Origin of the sequence: Wolbachia endosymbiont (group B) of Erebia ligea, from assembly GCF_947179575.1 — a bacterium.
Classification (GTDB): Bacteria; Pseudomonadota; Alphaproteobacteria; order Rickettsiales; family Anaplasmataceae; genus Wolbachia; species Wolbachia pipientis_C.
In genome coordinates, this window is record NZ_CAMXBW010000002.1 from 412,641 (window position 1) to 429,602 (window position 16,962).

Genomic DNA, 16,962 nt, shown 5'->3' on the forward strand with positions numbered 1-16,962 from the left:
TAGTAATAACACAAAATGTTGATAGTAAAGTAAGGCTAGATGCTTCAATTGTTGATCAGTATTGTAGAGTTATGTAAAAACTTAGAGCAGAAAGTAGCAAAGCTTGAAGAAAAAAATAAAATCTTAGAAATAGAGAATGCTGAACTAAGAGAGAGACTCGGCTTAAACTCAAGGAATTCATCTTTACCAAGTTCAAAAGAGCTGTACAAAATAAAAAAAGACACACCAGAAGATAAGTCAGAGGGCGGCAGGAAGATAGGTGGTCAAGTTGGACATAAGGGGAATTGCCGAGCTAAAATGGAAGCAGATGAGGTGGTGAAGGTAGAGTTACCAAATAGATGCGAGTGTGGTGAAGAAATCGCAATATCGGAAAAACCATATGTCTATCAAAAAGTTGATTTACCAGAAATTAAGCCTTACGTAGTTGAGTATCAATTAGAACATGGTCGCTGTCGTAAATGCGGAAAAAGAAGGAGTAGCAAATTACCAGAAGGAGTTACACCGGATACCTTTGGTCCTAGAGTTAAGTCAGTAGTTGCATCACTAAGTGGGTTTTATAAGAATTCAAAGCGAGAAATAGCGAATATTATGAAAGACATCTTTAACATGAGTATAAGTGTTGGTAGTGTGTCCAATAGTGAAGCAAGGGTTTCGTCAAAATGTAAAGAAGCCTATGAACAAATAGAGGAAGAAATAAAAGCAAGCGAAATTTTGCATATTGATGAAACCAGTCACTACAACAAAGGCAAATTGGGATGGTGCTGGATGTTTGCCAACAATAAAGCAAGTCTTATGAAGTTAGCAGATACAAGAGGAATGAAATTTTTAAAGAATAGTGCATTTTGTGATTACAAAAACCTGGTAATTACTGACAGATATGCAGTTTACAACCACTTCAGTGATGAAAAACGACAAATTTGTTGGGCTCACTTATTGAGAAATTTCGAGAGGTTATCTCATAGTTGGAATAGTGAAGTAATGAGACTTGGCCATTGTTTAAAAGACGCAGCTAATGGATTGTTTGTATTAAAAAACGCTTTGTCAGAAAATGAAATTAGTATTTCAAAGTTCACTAAGCAAGCTAAAGAATTACGAAGATACATACAGTACTGCATGATAAAAATATCTTATATACTTGAAGCAAAAGGAGCTTCACGAACGGTAAAGGGTATTATAAAATCCGAGTCAATGATGTGGACATTTTTGGATGACCCAGAGAATATTCCATTAACGAATAACCATGTTGAGCGACAGATACGGCATTATGTTGTCTATCGTAAGAATTCATATTTTGCACAGTCAGAGCGAGGGAATAGATTTCTTGAGCGGATAATTTCGTTGTATCTGACTTGGAAACAAAAGGAATTAAACCCTTTTCAAAACCTGCTAGCTGTTGTTTCTTAAACCACACCTCTGAACGGATACAACAAAGTGCAGGCAAGGGTCTATATGGTTATAGCCCAGTACATAATGTAAGTGGTGATAAAACCAAGATAGAAAGTGTCAGTAGAGAAGATTCTATGCAACCTGCTAAAAAAGCGAGTGAAGACGAACAAGGAAAAGCTGTTACAACAAAAGTTATGAAGTATAATAAACAGCCTTTCTTAAAGGTGAATATTGATGACAATAATGTAGAAAACACTATAGGAAAAGTAAACGAGATAAATAAGGTAACAGGTGCGACGAGTTTACATTCTGCTGCTTCATTGGGAGATTTAAGCAAAGTAGCAACGCTACTGAAACACAATTCATATATTGATACAAGAGACCATAACGGACAAACGCCACTACATTACTCTATTCAGTCAGGAAATACGGAAGTAGCAAAATATCTCATTGATAATGGTGCAAATCTTAATATCCAGGACAATCCTTATCGTCAAACTGCTAAATATGCTTATTCCAAAACACCTTTACACTATGCTATTGAATCTGGCAATACAGAGATAGTTAAATATCTAATAGATCGTGGTGCAAATCCTAATATTCAAGATGCTTATTCCGAAACGCCATTATACAGTGCTATTTATTCAGGTAATACAGAAATAGTGAAGTATCTATTAGATCATAACGCAGATCCTAACAGTAAGGGTTTTTATACTTTTCCATTGCTTGCTGCTATTAAGCTAGGGCATGCGGAAATAGTTAAGAGTTTAGTTGAGCATGGCGCAGATCTTGGTATCAAGAACACGTCAGCTCAAACACTGCTGCACTATGCAATTGAGCTAAAACATACGGAAATTGCTAAATACTTAATAGATCGTGGTATAGATGTTGATACCCGTGATATCAGCTCTGGTAAATCTCCACTACATTTTGCCATGCACATGAAAAATATGGAAGTAGTTAAATATCTCATAGAGCATAATGCGGATATTGATATTCAGAATAGCTATGGCTTAACACCTTTGCATCTTGCTGTTGATCTTGGGAATAAGAAGATGATAGAGCAGTTATAGTATTTCCTAAAGTAAATGATAAAGGTATAATAAAGTATTTGAGTTATAATGGCATATAGTGTGGATTTAAGGGAAAAGGCAGTATTGATGATAGAAAAAGGTAAGACAAAGGTTGAGGTAGCAGAGCTTATGGAGATAGGAATAGCAACTCTGTACCGTTGGTTAAAAAAGAAAGCTGCTGGTGAAAGCCTCAAGCCATCTAAAAACGGTAGCTTTATTCGAAAAATAGACCCCAAAATACTCGAAGAATATGTTACAAAGAATCCAGATCATACTCTGGCAGAGATGAAACAAAATCTTGGATTTGGAATAAACTCAATTTGGTATAGACTAAAACAGCTAAAAATTACTTTAAAAAAAAGTCACACTATATCAAGAGCGCAATCAAGAAGATAGGGAGCAATTTATTGATAAAATCTCAAAAATAGACCATTCCAGCATCTTATATATAGATGAAGCAGGAGTTGATAATAAGTTATACCGAGAATATGGACGCGCTCCAAGAGGAAAGAAAATTTATGCAGATATTCCAGGGAGAACTCGAGAGAGAATCAGTATAGTAGCCGGGTGGATTGGAAAGAGATTTATTGCACCAATGGCTTTCAAAGGTGGGTGTTGACAAAGAGGTATTCAATACATGGTTGGAGAAGATGTTATTACCTAAATTGCCACTTGGCACAACTATAGTTATGGATAATGCTACATTTCATAAGACCACTAAAACAAAATCATTAATAGAGTCTTTTGGCTGTCATTTGCTGTATCTTCCAACATATTCACCAGATTTGAATCCTATAGAATACTGTTGGCATACCATCAAAAGCCGCCTCAGACCTCTCATGTATAAATATACAGACTTACAGCTTTTGGTTGGTAATACCATAATGGAACTTTATCATCCATTTTAGAAAATACTATAGTTGAAAAAGGTGCAAACATTAATGCTCAGGATAATGATGGCTGGACACCTTTAGTTCATGCAGTGAGGAATGGGCAGTTAGATGCAGTGAAGCATCTGATAGAAAACGGTGCTGATATTAATGTTGTAGGTAAAGAAGGAGATAGATTACTTGATCATATCACGTTTTGTATGAAAGATGCAAAACTACACAAAGATGTAGCAGAAAGTAAAAAATATGACGATAACGATTCTCATTATCAAAAGCTTTCAAAAAAAGCTGCAATTTTGGAGGAGACTGGAGAGTATATGCTTAGCTACCTTAAAAAAATTACTCTGCAAGAGAACAATATAAATCAAACGCCAGCAGATCAACCTGCAAGTGAAGAAAGGAATAAAAGGTCGCTAGTAGAAGATGAAGAGAAGCAAGAGGAAATAACTGTTATAGATAATGTGAAAGAAGAATCACAACATCCTTTAAAAATCAAAGTAGGTGAAGCTATTGGAGATGGTAAATATAAGGCGGTGCTGCAAGCTCAAAATCAAGACATAGATAATTTTTATCAGAACTTAAGCAGTCAGTATACTGCTGGGAAATACAATTATAATCAAATGATAGCTCTGTATAATAAAGTTTATGTGCAAGATTCCAATCTTGATGGAAAGCCGATCACTCTTTCTGAAGCTTATGTTACAAATGATCATCTATTTATTAAAAATCAAGATTTTGGAATTTTGAATGATTTTAATGAGATGTTCTATAAAAGTGATGAGTTTATGTAACATAAAAGGTGGATGAGAATTAATTGATATAAGGAATTAGATCTTCCACTGTCATCCCAGTGTTTCTTTCTCCTGCCATTCCGGCATTTCCTTCTCCTGTCATCCCAGTGCCCCGACACTGGGATCCAGTGTTCATATAATTTTATCACAAACGTTTATTTTAATTTAAGACCAATACCCAATTTAGAATCAAAATTCCTGGATTCCAGTGTCAAGCACTGGAATGACAGGAGAAAGAAACACTGGCATTCAGAAAACTTAACTGTAAATGAGTACGCCTGGTGGTTGCATAATAAGAACTGGAATGACATCATCTACTATGCAAATTACCAAAATGTTCGTACAGCTGTGACTGGTTTGGGTTTTGTACAGCTATCCTGCAAACGCTATGTAAATAACAACTATACATTTATCTTCAAGATTATTTACCAAGTATAGACATCAGCTCATCCCATTCTCTTTTACCAATGCCACTTTCTTCTCTAGTAATATTTTCTCCTTTAATTAGCTTGCGAATTATTTCAAGACCAGTTTTTGAAATGCAGGCTGATTTTAAGGAGTATTCAACAAAAGCATTATAGGCCAGCGGAACCCATTTCTTCACTATGTCCAACATAATTTCTGCATAGACTCTAATTTCATATTGGGCGTGCTTATCAGCTCTGAGCTTTAGAAAATGAAGAAGATTGTGTAGATCAATTTTCCAATAAAATTGGGTATAGTAATTAAGTGTTAGATTAGTTCGGGCAATTTCCCTTGCAAGGCCCTGTTCAATAAATTTCTCATAATGAGAGTATACCAAATTAGAATCATTTATTAGGGAATCTATTATTTCTTTTGAAGTACTTGAGTCAAAAGCTTCACCGCTGCCTTGTTTATTATTATCAGATTGTTTTGCAACCTGTTCTGGTATATAAAATTCATTATCAAGTATCGAATACCTTCCGGAATATTCATTCACATTTGCAGTTCTGTGTCTTATCCACTGTCTTGCAATAAAAATTGGAAGTTTCACGTGAAACTTAATTTCACACATTTCAAATGGAGTTGTATGATGATGTCTCATCAAATACTTTATAAGCGCTTCATCTTGATTTATCTGTTTTGTTCCTTTTCCATAAGAAACACGAGCAGCTTGAACTATGGCGCTATCAGAGCCCATATAATCAATTACTCGAACAAATCCATGATCTAACGCCTTATGTTCTTCGTATAGAATTTCATCTATCTCTTTTACTGTAGTTCGCTTATTCATAACATGTCCTCAAGGAAATATCGGCTCCACACGAATTGAGTTTTTCGTCCATTGCTTCATAGCCTCTCCATAAATGATGTGAGTTATTTATTATAGTTTCTCCTTTAGCCACCAAAGAAGCAAGAATTAAAGCTGCGGTTGATCTTAAGTCATTAGCATGCAGATTAGCTCCAGATAGACTCTTTGTTCCACTTATAGTAGCTTTACTTTTTTCGATGCTGATATTAGCACCTAATTTTCTTAACTCATTCGCATGTGCAAATCTACTTTCAAAAACATTCTCTTCAATGATTGATATTCCATCTGCAATGCACATAGCAGACATTAGTTGTGGTTGCATATCGCTGGGAAAGTTAGGATATGGATTTGTTGCAACATGAGCAGATTTAATAGGGCCATTTTTTCTAGAAATAATAATACCATCATCATGTAACTCAACTCTGGCTCCTATAGTCTTCAATTCATTTGCAATGCATTCTATATCAGACAAACTTACTCCTTCTAACTTTAGCTCGCCGTCGGTAATGACAGCAGCCAAAGCATAAGTACCGCCCTCTATGCGATCTGGTATTATTTTATGCTCACACCCATTTAATGCTTCAACACCTTCTATTGTGATTTTTGTATTATTAACTTCAATATTGGCACCCATTTTTTTTAGAAACTCTATTAAATCAAGAACTTCCGGCTCCGTTGCGGCATTGTTTATTGTTGTTACTCCTTCTGCAAGTGTTGCTGCCATGATTATGTTTTCTGTTGCGCCAACACTTACTTTTTCAAATGTTATTTCTTTGCTTTGCAATTTCCCCTTTGTTGTTGCAGTTATATTACAGCTATCAATTTCAATTTTAGCTCCCATTTCTTCGAGTGCCTTGATATGCATGTCAACAGGACGTTTTCCAATATTACATCCACCAGGAAATACTGTTGAAACTTTACCAAATCTGCTGAGCATTGGACCTAGCATTAAAAAAGATGCTCGCAGTCTGCTTGCAATTTCATGTGATATTAAATAGTTATTGATATTGCTACAGTCAATTTCCAAAGTATGATTTGCTTTATAGTCTTTATTGCATATAAAATTTACTTCTGCACCAAGACTCTTAAGCAGCTCAGACATCAAATGCACGTCAATTAAATCAGGTACGTTATGCAAAGTTATTGAAGAATTACTAAACAAGCTTGCCGCCATTATTGGCAAGACGGCATTCTTTGAACCATTAATCTTGATTTTTCCAATCAAGGGCTTATGGTTACTTCTTACTAATATTTTATGCATTTAATCAAGCGATAGAACTTATCAAGTAAGTATAATAGGTTAGCCGTAAAAGGCAAAATTTTGCTTTTTCTTCTTCTGTCATTCGAGTAGCTGACACTGGGATCCATTTCATCATCAAAATGTTATATTTCAACATTACTTTTATGCTGACCAATTTAACTGGATTCCAGTTTCAGCTACTCGAATAACATTTTCGTAGTCGATTCAAAATAGCATAATTAACTACACCTTTCCAAAGATGAGAGACGCGTTGGTACCACCAAAACCAAATGAATTAGAAAGCGCATATTGAATTTTATGCTCTTGAGCTTTAAGTGGTACAAAATTTAAATCACACCCTTCTGAAGGTTTGTGTAGGTTTAAAGTTGGTGGAACAATTCCATTGTTTAATGCAAGGATACTAAATATTGCTTCAACACTTCCTGCGGCACCAAGTAAATGTCCTATAGAAGATTTAGTCGAGGAAACAGGTATTTTATAGGCATAGTCACCGAATAACTGCTTCATTGCTATTACTTCAACTTTATCCCCAAGTGTTGTTGAAGTCCCATGTGCATTGATATACCCAATTTGACTTGGGCTTACTTGTGCACTCCTTAAAGCAAGTTCCATTGCCTTAAGTGCGCCTCTTCCTTCTGGATGTGGTGCTGTGATGTGGTGCGCATCTCCTGTGAGTCCATATCCAGTGAGTTCTGCATATATTTTTACTTCCCTTTTTTTTGCATGTTCATATTCTTCCAGAACTAATATACCTGCCCCTTCGCCCATGACAAATCCATCGCGTTCTTCGTCCCATGGCCTTGAGGCCTCTTCAGGCTTATCATTGAATTTAGTTGATAGCGCCTTCATCGATGCAAAACCTGCAATTCCAACTCTGCATAACGCACTTTCTGCTCCGCCTGCAATCATAATGTCAGCTTCACCGAGTTTTATAGCTCTTGCTGAGTTTATAATCGCATGCGCACCTGTTGCACATGCAGTTACCGCTGAGTCATTTGGACCTATAAATTCGTATTTAATAGAAATATGACCAGATATCAAATTTATTAGACTTGCAGGAACAAAAAATGGGCTAACACGTCTAGGCCCCTTCTCCTGCATGGTAATTACATTTTCTTGAATTGACGGAAGACCACCTATACCAGAACCAATAGCTACACCTATTCGCTCTTTATTAATATTTTTATTTTCCAAAATTAGTGAATCTTCTACTGCCTGAACAGCTGCTGCAATTCCGTAGTGAATAAAACGATCTGTTCTTTTTAGGTCTTTTTCAGAAATATAATCTGGTGGATTAAAATAATGCTCAATGTTATCGGATTGCATAGGCACCTGCCCTGCAACCTGACAAGCAAGATCAGAAGAGTCGAACCTATCTGTATTGATTGCTTTGATGCCAGATTTACCTTCTTTCAGCTTTGACCAGGTGTTATTAACATCTGCTGCTAGTGGAGTAATTAAGCCAACACCGGTAACTACTACTCTTCTGCTCATTCAACATCAATTGTTTGCTTTGTTTACTACATATTCAACTATCTGTTCCATAGTTTCCATTTTTTGCGCATCTTCATCAGGAATCTCTATACCAAATTCTTCTTCAGCTGCCATGATTATTTCAACTGCATCTAAACTATCTGTGCCATGGTCTGAAAGCTTTGAAGAACTACCAAATCCCTCTACATCCTTACTGATGTGCTCTAGTATAATCTTCTTTACTTTTTCTTCTATATCTTCCCTAGTGCTTTTTGCCAATTCGCTCATTTCTTACTAAAAAATAACCTATTCTCTGATGTTATAAGAAATTTTGATGTTTGCAATAGCTTTTATGATTATATAAACTATTAAAAACTTCCTATCTCTTAGCACTCGATAGTTAATAAATTTAAAAATGCTAGACGAAACAACAAAAAATTTGCTTGTTGTAGAAGTGAATAAGCTCTTACCTGAAAATAGCGAGAATAAACTTATATCAGCTATGCGTTATGTGCTTCTTGCTCCTGCAAAACATATACGTTCTTTTTTAGTTATAGCATCTTCGTCGATATTCAACATAAAGGTTGAAAAAGCAATAACAGCAGCAGCAGCAATTGAATTTATTCATGCTTACTCCCTCATTCACGATGATCTGCCATGTATGGATAACAGTGACACCCGCAGAGGCCAGCCAAGCTGCCACAAAAAATTTGGTGAAGCAACAGCAGTACTGGCCGGAGATGCATTACTTACCCTGGCTTTTGAGGTATTATCTTTGTTAAATTGTGAGATCATAAAAGTGCTCTCTCAAGCAATAGGAATGAAGGGAATGGTGGGAGGGCAGATTTTAGATATAGGTGCAGATTTTGACAAAATAAAAGAAATTCATTTGATGAAAACTGCAAAACTATTTGCAGCTTCATGTGAAATAGGGGCTATAATAGGAGGCGCTACAGACAAGGAGCGGGAAGCATTATATAACTATGGAATAAATCTAGGGCTTATTTTTCAAGCCAAGGATGATATCGAAGATTATGAGCAAGATAAAACAAACAATTTAATGTCCGTGCTTGGAAAAAATGAAATGGAAAACTATATAGATAGTCTCTTTAAACAGGCCTCAAATAATTTAAGTACGCTTTCAGGGAATACTAGTGACTTATATGATTTATTGAATCAAGTAAAAAAAGATGGTTAGAAAAATTATATTACAAATGTTTATCTCTGTAGTAATGATTCTCACTTTAGCTTCTGCTTTTATAATTACGATTGTTTATATAAACAAAGATAAACCAGAGAAAAGGGAAAAGCTTTACGAAATAAATGCTACACATGGTGGTTTGACACAGATGATAGCAAGTTATTTGGTCAGGCCGATACTTGAATCAGCTCTTGATCGTTATATTGAAAAGCATGGGTTAGCAGAGTATTTAGAAGAAATAACACAGCAAAAAGAAGAAGAGATGATAAACTTTTATGAAATTACTGAAGGTAGTGGCAGTAAAGTTTTCTGTGGCCAAGAAGTTCTGCTACAAATGTACAAAGTCTCCAACAACCTAGCAACGCTACTTCCGACTGATGTCAATTTGAAAATAGGTCAGGATTACTTAAAAGAAGTGAGTTTAGGGGTAATAGGTATGAAAGAAGGCGGAGAGCGTGTAGTTACTATTGCTGCTGATGACAACAAAATGAGTTTTAACTCTTATTACATCAAACTGATTGAAGTAAAAGATAAATATCCTGATTCAGTAAATAACCTAATGATTTTTAATGACTTAATTAACAAAACTGGAAAACGAGTAAAATGTGGCGATGAGATATCAGTTCAATATAGCATAAAGAGACATAATGGTGAGTATATAATCAAAGATCAAATAGTGCAGTTTAAGGTTGGTGACAAAAAAATACCACTTGCTATAGAACTTGGAGTTGTGGGAATGAGGGCTGGTAATAAAAGAACAGTTCTTTCTCCACCTGATCTTTTAACTGGTATATTAATAAAAGAAATAGATTTTGATGAAGAAAATATCTCAATAATTGATTTAAGCTTAGATTTTGCCATTAAGGAATAGCTTAACTATGATTGGCAAAGATAGCAAATTAAGAGAGAAGAGAACGTAAGATAGACAAAATAGTATAGAGTAAAAATATTACACTGAAGTTCAAAAAATTTCGCTTGTACAAGTAAGCTATAGTATTTCCTAAAGTAAATGATAAAGGTATAATAAAGTATTTGAGTTATAATGGCATATAGTGTGGATTTAAGGGAAAAGGCAGTATTGATGATAGAAAAAGGTAAGACAAAGGTTGAGGTAGCAGAGCTTATGGAGATAGGAATAGCAACTCTGTACCGTTGGTTAAAAAAGAAAGCTGCTGGTGAAAGCCTCAAGCCATCTAAAAACGGTAGCTTTATTCGAAAAATAGACCCCAAAATACTCGAAGAATATGTTACAAAGAATCCAGATCATACTCTGGCAGAGATGAAACAAAATCTTGGATTTGGAATAAACTCAATTTGGTATAGACTAAAACAGCTAAAAATTACTTTAAAAAAAAGTCACACTATATCAAGAGCGCAATCAAGAAGATAGGGAGCAATTTATTGATAAAATCTCAAAAATAGACCATTCCAGCATCTTATATATAGATGAAGCAGGAGTTGATAATAAGTTATACCGAGAATATGGACGCGCTCCAAGAGGAAAGAAAATTTATGCAGATATTCCAGGGAGAACTCGAGAGAGAATCAGTATAGTAGCCGGGTGGATTGGAAAGAGATTTATTGCACCAATGACTTTCAAAGGTGGGTGTTGACAAAGAGGTATTCAATACATGGTTGGAGAAGATGTTATTACCTAAATTGCCACTTGGCACAACTATAGTTATGGATAATGCTACATTTCATAAGACCACTAAAACAAAATCATTAATAGAGTCTTTTGGCTGTCATTTGCTGTATCTTCCAACATATTCACCAGATTTGAATCCTATAGAATACTGTTGGCATACCATCAAAAGCCGCCTCAGACCTCTCATGTATAAATATACAGACTTACAGCTTTTGGTTGGTAATACCATAATGGAACTTTATCATCCATTTTAGAAAATACTATAGTGTAAAATCTTAATGCAGAAAACCAGACTCTGATGAGATTACTTAAATAGTATTTTATTAAAACTTTACTTTTGTATGCTAATATATACACAAGGAAAAAATAGAGTGTGAAAAATGCATTAATTTTTCTGAAGGAAATTTATGATTGAAACAGTTTTTGACTACCTGAAGAACAAATTTGAACTTGAGCATACTTATCATAGATTCTCAGTAAATTTCTTAGTGTATATTTCTCTACTCCCATTTCCTATTCAATGTAATTAAAAAAGCCATGTGTTTCTTAGCTTTATTTTGTGGGTTAATCTTTTTCTTGAGTTATGAAGGTCTGATAAAGGAAAAAAAAGAGGACTATGAAAAGCACTGTATAGTAGAGGCAACAGAGTCTGGTTGCAAATTAGATTGTGAGATTTTTAAGACATTCAGAGATAAACCGATAGTGAAATCAATAAAAACTGGTGAAGAAGTTGGCGGTGTAAACGAGTCAGCTTGGTATTTTCAACTTAAAGGAGATAGAGAACAGCTTGTTTTTGATGTGCTAGGCGATGGGAATTACCCAAGTGTAACGGGAAAAAATGCAAATTATTTAAAAGTGTTGCCTTGCGAGAAAGGACAGTTTCATAGGCTGGAGCTTTGTGATAAAGATGGTACTATATTCAAAAAAACTGAGGATGGAGCACGAATAAGTATAAGTAAATGTAATCTTGTAGGGGGGGGGAGATATAGAACTGAACAAGTATGTAAGGAAAGACTGGCTCCCATCATTCATTATCAAGCCATCAACGTCTAAAGAATTTGGGGAGGCTATAGGTGAGAAATCTAGTATCCGTTCAGAGGTGTGGCAAGGATAAAAAACAATTGACATAATATATTAAAGTAGTAATAACACAAAATGTTGATAGTAAAGTAAGGCTAGATGCTTCAATTGTTGATCAGTATTGTAGAGTTATGTAAAAACTTAGAGCAGAAAGTAGCAAAGCTTGAAGAAAAAAATAAAATCTTAGAAATAGAGAATGCTGAACTAAGAGAGAGACTCGGCTTAAACTCAAGGAATTCATCTTTACCAAGTTCAAAAGAGCTGTACAAAATAAAAAAAGACACACCAGAAGATAAGTCAGAGGGCGGCAGGAAGATAGGTGGTCAAGTTGGACATAAGGGGAATTGCCGAGCTAAAATGGAAGCAGATGAGGTGGTGAAGGTAGAGTTACCAAATAGATGCGAGTGTGGTGAAGAAATCGCAATATCGGAAAAACCATATGTCTATCAAAAAGTTGATTTACCAGAAATTAAGCCTTACGTAGTTGAGTATCAATTAGAACATGGTCGCTGTCGTAAATGCGGAAAAAGAAGGAGTAGCAAATTACCAGAAGGAGTTACACCGGATACCTTTGGTCCTAGAGTTAAGTCAGTAGTTGCATCACTAAGTGGGTTTTATAAGAATTCAAAGCGAGAAATAGCGAATATTATGAAAGACATCTTTAACATGAGTATAAGTGTTGGTAGTGTGTCCAATAGTGAAGCAAGGGTTTCGTCAAAATGTAAAGAAGCCTATGAACAAATAGAGGAAGAAATAAAAGCAAGCGAAATTTTGCATATTGATGAAACCAGTCACTACAACAAAGGCAAATTGGGATGGTGCTGGATGTTTGCCAACAATAAAGCAAGTCTTATGAAGTTAGCAGATACAAGAGGAATGAAATTTTTAAAGAATAGTGCATTTTGTGATTACAAAAACCTGGTAATTACTGACAGATATGCAGTTTACAACCACTTCAGTGATGAAAAACGACAAATTTGTTGGGCTCACTTATTGAGAAATTTCGAGAGGTTATCTCATAGTTGGAATAGTGAAGTAATGAGACTTGGCCATTGTTTAAAAGACGCAGCTAATGGATTGTTTGTATTAAAAAACGCTTTGTCAGAAAATGAAATTAGTATTTCAAAGTTCACTAAGCAAGCTAAAGAATTACGAAGATACATACAGTACTGCATGATAAAAATATCTTATATACTTGAAGCAAAAGGAGCTTCACGAACGGTAAAGGGTATTATAAAATCCGAGTCAATGATGTGGACATTTTTGGATGACCCAGAGAATATTCCATTAACGAATAACCATGTTGAGCGACAGATACGGCATTATGTTGTCTATCGTAAGAATTCATATTTTGCACAGTCAGAGCGAGGGAATAGATTTCTTGAGCGGATAATTTCGTTGTATCTGACTTGGAAACAAAAGGAATTAAACCCTTTTCAAAACCTGCTAGCTGTTGTTTCTTAAACCACACCTCTGAACGGATACAACAGTGATTTTGTAATTCTTCTATATATTAGAAAAATTTTTATTTTAATTAGCCATAGGCGCCTATTGTTTTTTAGCTAAAGTAAAGATCAAGTATCTGGAATTCTGGACATAAAATCCCCCTGTGTAAAAAAGATTAGAAAAAAGTGCAGCGTACATACAACAGATATGCACTAAAGAAGATACGCTACGCTTTTTGATTAAAAATTTGACTGAACAGTCTGCAGACAAAGATAGATTTTGAGCTCTTAAAATATCTCTAACTGTGATTATAATCAGATTTAAAATATATGGAAGCAATTTTTTACGTTAGCTATTTAATATTTTAAATTAGGCCTCTTGCATAACTATATTAAAGGTTAGCACCAGCAACTACTCCTCATTACATATTTTATCGCATTAATAATTGTTATGTTTTTGCTCTCCCTATTGCTCCTTGTGCAACATTTGGCCTTGTCACTTATATCATTTGTTACCCTCCTATTTCTTGCTTTATTCTTTTTTTTCCCTTTCAAGACAGGTTCTGAGTGGCAAAACATAGGTCCACTTTAATGTGTATTAAACAAGATTTTATAACTCTAATTGTCTTTGCTTGTGCTGTTCAACTGTGACATCAACCATTACATTCAATGGAAGATGATCTGAAGGGTATCTCTCTTGTTGGAATTATATCATCTTTACCCAGGCCTTTCACCGTACGCTGTATACTCCTTTATAACAGGGGATAAAAAGCAAAAATCTATTCTTTTTTTGAGATCATATACAGATTCTAACAATTAAAATCTCACAACAAATTTGTTGTTTCATAGCTTTTATATAATCTATAATTGCAACTGTTTTAACATTAATCAGAACCTAAAAGAGGCTTGTTATTAATGGATTACTTATAAAATCTTATGGAAAGTAGAGCTTGGTTCATTTGGCTGATCAGCAACTTAATTGTTATATTCAGCAATATGCAAATAATCTACACCTTTATAAGTGTGGATCTTGAAAAAGAACTTGGGATCACGATTGCGCAAGTTGCACTGGCTAATTCAGCATATACTTGGACTTTTGCTATCTCACAAATTTTTAGTGGGGCAATGTTTAATGTTTTTTCCAGCAAAAAAATTTATTTTCTCTCATTATCGATTATGATCTTTGGGTTTTTTATCCTTATTAGTAGTGACAGTTTTGTCCATCTAATTTTATCTCAATTCTTGATTGCAATTGGAGCATCATTTGGTTTTGTTGGAGCTGCTCATATAAGTAGCACATATTTTCCCATTACCCAATTTGGACTGATGTTCTCACTAGTGCAGACAATTTCAAGTCTTTCAGCTTTGATGATTCAAATGTTGTTCTCTAGCTTCCTTGCTGAAGGTATGGATTGGAAGAATTTGATTGTATACGTAATATTATTTGGCGTATCGATATTTGTACTTATGTTTTTTTATCCGAAAGGACTTTCAAAAAAAAGTTTGGAAAAATGCACAATAAAAAGCTCTATAAAAACAGTAATATGTTCTATACTAACGGTGCTAAAATTAAGAGATATCTGGATAACTTCAGTAGTAGGTGCTATTACTTTTGGAACATTTTTAGCGCTTAATATGCTGTGGGCACCAAGGTTACTAAGCAACTTAGAACTAAATACAATGGAGTTAGGTGTGGCAACTGCAATATTGTGGCTTGGTCTTGCAGTTGGTGCTCCAATTGCAGATTTAATCTCAAATCTATTTAAAAATAGAAGGCACGTAATCTCTGCTTTTGCCATATTGCAAGGTATTTCAGTTATTATTTTACTATACGGCAATTTAACAGTTCATATTATATACTTTTGTATGTTAATGTTTGGTTTTTTTGCAGGCGGACATATGCTTAATTTTACTGTTGGCAGTGAGATTGTTGAGCAGAAGTATATTAGCACATCATCATCCATTATCAATGGATTTATGTTTGTTATGAGTGGAATTTTAGTGTCAATTTTAGCACTTTTTTCAGATCATCAAATGGCGCTTTTCACAATATTTACAATGTTAACATTTGCTAGTATTTTTAATTATGCTACAAAAGAAACATACTATAAAAATAAAGTAGCTGAATCTTGAGTCGACTGTTATATTATATTAACATACTATAATAAATTATGACAATAAAAGACACACCAGTAACTAAGGCAACAATAGCTGAATGTATAAACCAGGAAATTGGATTATCGAAAGAAGACTCTATTGCAATAATAGATGATATATTGGATGAGATAAAAACGAGCTTAGCAAAGGATGGGATAGTAAAAATATCTTCATTTGGAACATTTTTGGTTAAAAACAAGAAAGAAAGACCAGGAAATATACCAAAGACATTGGAAAGGGTAGTAATTCAAGCGAGAAAATCAATTTCTTTTAGACCTTCAAAAATGATGAAGAAATTAATAAATAACCGATGAATAAGGAAAAATTATTTTACACAATTGGAGAAGTAGCTAAAGAACTACATTTGGAGCAGCATGTTTTAAGATTCTGGGAAAGTCAATTCCATCAAATTAAACCCATAAAACGGAAGGGAAGAAGACTATATGATCATAAGTGTATAGAGGCAATAAAGAAAATAAAATATATGCTATATGACAAAGGATATAAAATAAAAGGAGTACAAAAGGAATTTGGTAACGATGTAAGAATTGATCATTATTCAAGAAATTTGTTGCAAGAACTTACCGATTTAAGAGACTATTTGACTGATAAAATAAATGAAGAAAGTAATAAATAGACGAAAAACACTATAAAGTTTTGTGAAAGTTGATATATCTAGAGATAAGTGTATGTGTCGTATAGCCTTGTTCTTTATATTATCAGCAATACTGATAAGCTGTGGCCTGCAAAAACCTGCACCTGTAGTACTTAAAGGCGAAGAATTTTATGGAAAAAGAGACCTGGAGTACACAAGGGAGTATCATCTGATTAAAGAAAATGTTGATTCTTCGCTGCAAAAAGAAAGTAGAAAAGCCTTCGTAGATAAGGTATATAACAATAATACACAAAGCATGTGTAAATTTGTAATACCGGTTAAAGGTGCAGTTATCTCTTCTGATAAAATATGTCAAGATGGCATAAAAATTACTGCTCAAAGTGGAACAAAGGTTATTGCTTCTGCACCTGGCAAAGTAATATACGTAGGCAAAGGCCTGAGGTGGTACGGAAATTTAATTATAGTGGAACATAAAGATAATTACATGACTATGTACTCCTATTTAAAAAACATACAAGTTGAAATTGGTGATAAAGTAAAACAAGGTCAAGTAATTGGATCTGCAGGTAAATCAAGCACACAAGATAAAGATCCGCAGATGTGTTTCACAATAAGGCATAATGGTCAAGCAGTCGATCCTTTAGTACATATAAACTGTGATTGAATTT

The 16,962-nt window shown here is 34.5% G+C and carries 19 protein-coding genes and 2 pseudogenes; 17 read left to right on the forward strand and 4 right to left on the reverse strand.

Annotated elements, in window-relative coordinates:
- Positions 1-51 precede the first annotated feature (51 nt).
- The 6 genes and pseudogenes from tnpC (OM962_RS02540) to OM962_RS02565 all read left to right on the forward strand — a co-directional run bounded on the left by tnpC (OM962_RS02540) (position 52) and on the right by OM962_RS02565 (position 4,140).
- Positions 52-1,404, forward strand: a complete 1,353-nt coding sequence (gene tnpC / locus OM962_RS02540; protein WP_264330462.1) for an IS66 family transposase — start codon at positions 52-54, stop codon at positions 1,402-1,404.
- A gap of 116 nt (positions 1,405-1,520) precedes the next feature.
- Entirely contained in the window at positions 1,521-2,459 is a 939-nt protein-coding gene (locus OM962_RS02545; RefSeq protein WP_264330703.1) for an ankyrin repeat domain-containing protein, read from the forward strand.
- 48 nt (positions 2,460-2,507) lie between these two features.
- A complete protein-coding gene (locus OM962_RS02550; RefSeq protein ID WP_213864026.1) occupies positions 2,508-2,855 on the forward strand; it encodes an IS630 transposase-related protein in 348 nt (115 codons plus the stop codon).
- A gap of 176 nt (positions 2,856-3,031) precedes the next feature.
- Entirely contained in the window at positions 3,032-3,367 is a 336-nt protein-coding gene (locus OM962_RS02555) for a transposase (RefSeq protein WP_264330704.1), read from the forward strand.
- 8 nt (positions 3,368-3,375) lie between these two features.
- Positions 3,376-3,522, forward strand: a pseudogene (locus OM962_RS02560) (ankyrin repeat domain-containing protein); the annotation flags it as partial.
- Positions 3,523-3,549: 27 nt separating this feature from the next.
- Positions 3,550-4,140 (forward strand): hypothetical protein, encoded by a 591-nt coding sequence (locus OM962_RS02565; RefSeq protein ID WP_264330705.1) that lies wholly within the window; start codon positions 3,550-3,552, stop codon positions 4,138-4,140.
- Between the two features lie 421 nt (positions 4,141-4,561).
- On the opposite strand, the gene thyX is transcribed toward OM962_RS02565, so the two are convergent.
- From thyX to acpP, 4 genes are all read right to left on the reverse strand, one after another.
- On the reverse strand, positions 4,562-5,395 hold the full coding sequence (gene thyX, locus OM962_RS02570) for an FAD-dependent thymidylate synthase (protein WP_264330706.1): 834 nt from the start codon (positions 5,393-5,395) through the stop codon (positions 4,562-4,564).
- Entirely contained in the window at positions 5,388-6,674 is a 1,287-nt protein-coding gene (gene murA / locus OM962_RS02575) for a UDP-N-acetylglucosamine 1-carboxyvinyltransferase (protein WP_264330707.1), read from the reverse strand. The genes thyX and murA overlap by 8 nt, the downstream gene beginning before the upstream one ends.
- Positions 6,675-6,896: 222 nt before the next feature.
- Positions 6,897-8,168, reverse strand: coding sequence for a beta-ketoacyl-ACP synthase II (gene fabF, locus OM962_RS02580; RefSeq protein WP_264330708.1), 1,272 nt, complete (start codon positions 8,166-8,168; stop codon positions 6,897-6,899).
- A 6-nt stretch (positions 8,169-8,174) separates the two neighbouring features.
- Complete coding sequence (acpP, locus tag OM962_RS02585; protein ID WP_010406451.1) at positions 8,175-8,435, reverse strand: acyl carrier protein; 261 nt, start codon at positions 8,433-8,435, stop codon at positions 8,175-8,177.
- A 127-nt stretch (positions 8,436-8,562) separates the two neighbouring features.
- Here acpP and OM962_RS02590 point away from each other — a divergent pair, with 127 nt between their 5' ends.
- The 11 genes and pseudogenes from OM962_RS02590 (at position 8,563) to OM962_RS02635 (ending at position 16,958) form a co-directional block, all read left to right on the forward strand.
- On the forward strand, positions 8,563-9,345 hold the full coding sequence (locus OM962_RS02590) for a polyprenyl synthetase family protein (RefSeq protein ID WP_264330709.1): 783 nt from the start codon (positions 8,563-8,565) through the stop codon (positions 9,343-9,345).
- Positions 9,338-10,219, forward strand: coding sequence for an FKBP-type peptidyl-prolyl cis-trans isomerase (locus OM962_RS02595; RefSeq protein WP_264330710.1), 882 nt, complete (start codon positions 9,338-9,340; stop codon positions 10,217-10,219). The genes OM962_RS02590 and OM962_RS02595 overlap by 8 nt, the downstream gene beginning before the upstream one ends.
- Positions 10,220-10,390: 171 nt before the next feature.
- Positions 10,391-10,738 carry an IS630 transposase-related protein gene (locus OM962_RS02600; protein WP_213864026.1) on the forward strand — a complete coding sequence of 116 codons (348 nt, stop codon included), beginning with the start codon at positions 10,391-10,393 and terminating at the stop codon, positions 10,736-10,738.
- A gap of 212 nt (positions 10,739-10,950) precedes the next feature.
- Positions 10,951-11,250, forward strand: a complete 300-nt coding sequence (locus tag OM962_RS02605) for a transposase (protein WP_264330606.1) — start codon at positions 10,951-10,953, stop codon at positions 11,248-11,250.
- Between the two features lie 144 nt (positions 11,251-11,394).
- Positions 11,395-11,522, forward strand: a pseudogene (locus tag OM962_RS07745) (IS982 family transposase); the annotation flags it as partial.
- A 50-nt stretch (positions 11,523-11,572) separates the two neighbouring features.
- Positions 11,573-12,049, forward strand: coding sequence for a hypothetical protein (locus OM962_RS02610; protein ID WP_264330711.1), 477 nt, complete (start codon positions 11,573-11,575; stop codon positions 12,047-12,049).
- A 138-nt stretch (positions 12,050-12,187) separates the two neighbouring features.
- Positions 12,188-13,540 carry an IS66 family transposase gene (tnpC, locus tag OM962_RS02615; protein ID WP_264330462.1) on the forward strand — a complete coding sequence of 451 codons (1,353 nt, stop codon included), beginning with the start codon at positions 12,188-12,190 and terminating at the stop codon, positions 13,538-13,540.
- 917 nt (positions 13,541-14,457) lie between these two features.
- A complete protein-coding gene (locus OM962_RS02620; RefSeq protein WP_264330712.1) occupies positions 14,458-15,654 on the forward strand; it encodes an MFS transporter in 1,197 nt (398 codons plus the stop codon).
- A gap of 38 nt (positions 15,655-15,692) precedes the next feature.
- Positions 15,693-15,992 (forward strand): integration host factor subunit alpha, encoded by a 300-nt coding sequence (locus tag OM962_RS02625; protein ID WP_264330713.1) that lies wholly within the window; start codon positions 15,693-15,695, stop codon positions 15,990-15,992.
- Entirely contained in the window at positions 15,989-16,315 is a 327-nt protein-coding gene (locus tag OM962_RS02630) for a MerR family transcriptional regulator (RefSeq protein ID WP_264330714.1), read from the forward strand. The genes OM962_RS02625 and OM962_RS02630 overlap by 4 nt, the downstream gene beginning before the upstream one ends.
- 52 nt (positions 16,316-16,367) lie before the next feature.
- Positions 16,368-16,958 (forward strand): murein hydrolase activator EnvC family protein, encoded by a 591-nt coding sequence (locus tag OM962_RS02635; protein WP_264331009.1) that lies wholly within the window; start codon positions 16,368-16,370, stop codon positions 16,956-16,958.
- Positions 16,959-16,962 lie beyond the last annotated feature (4 nt).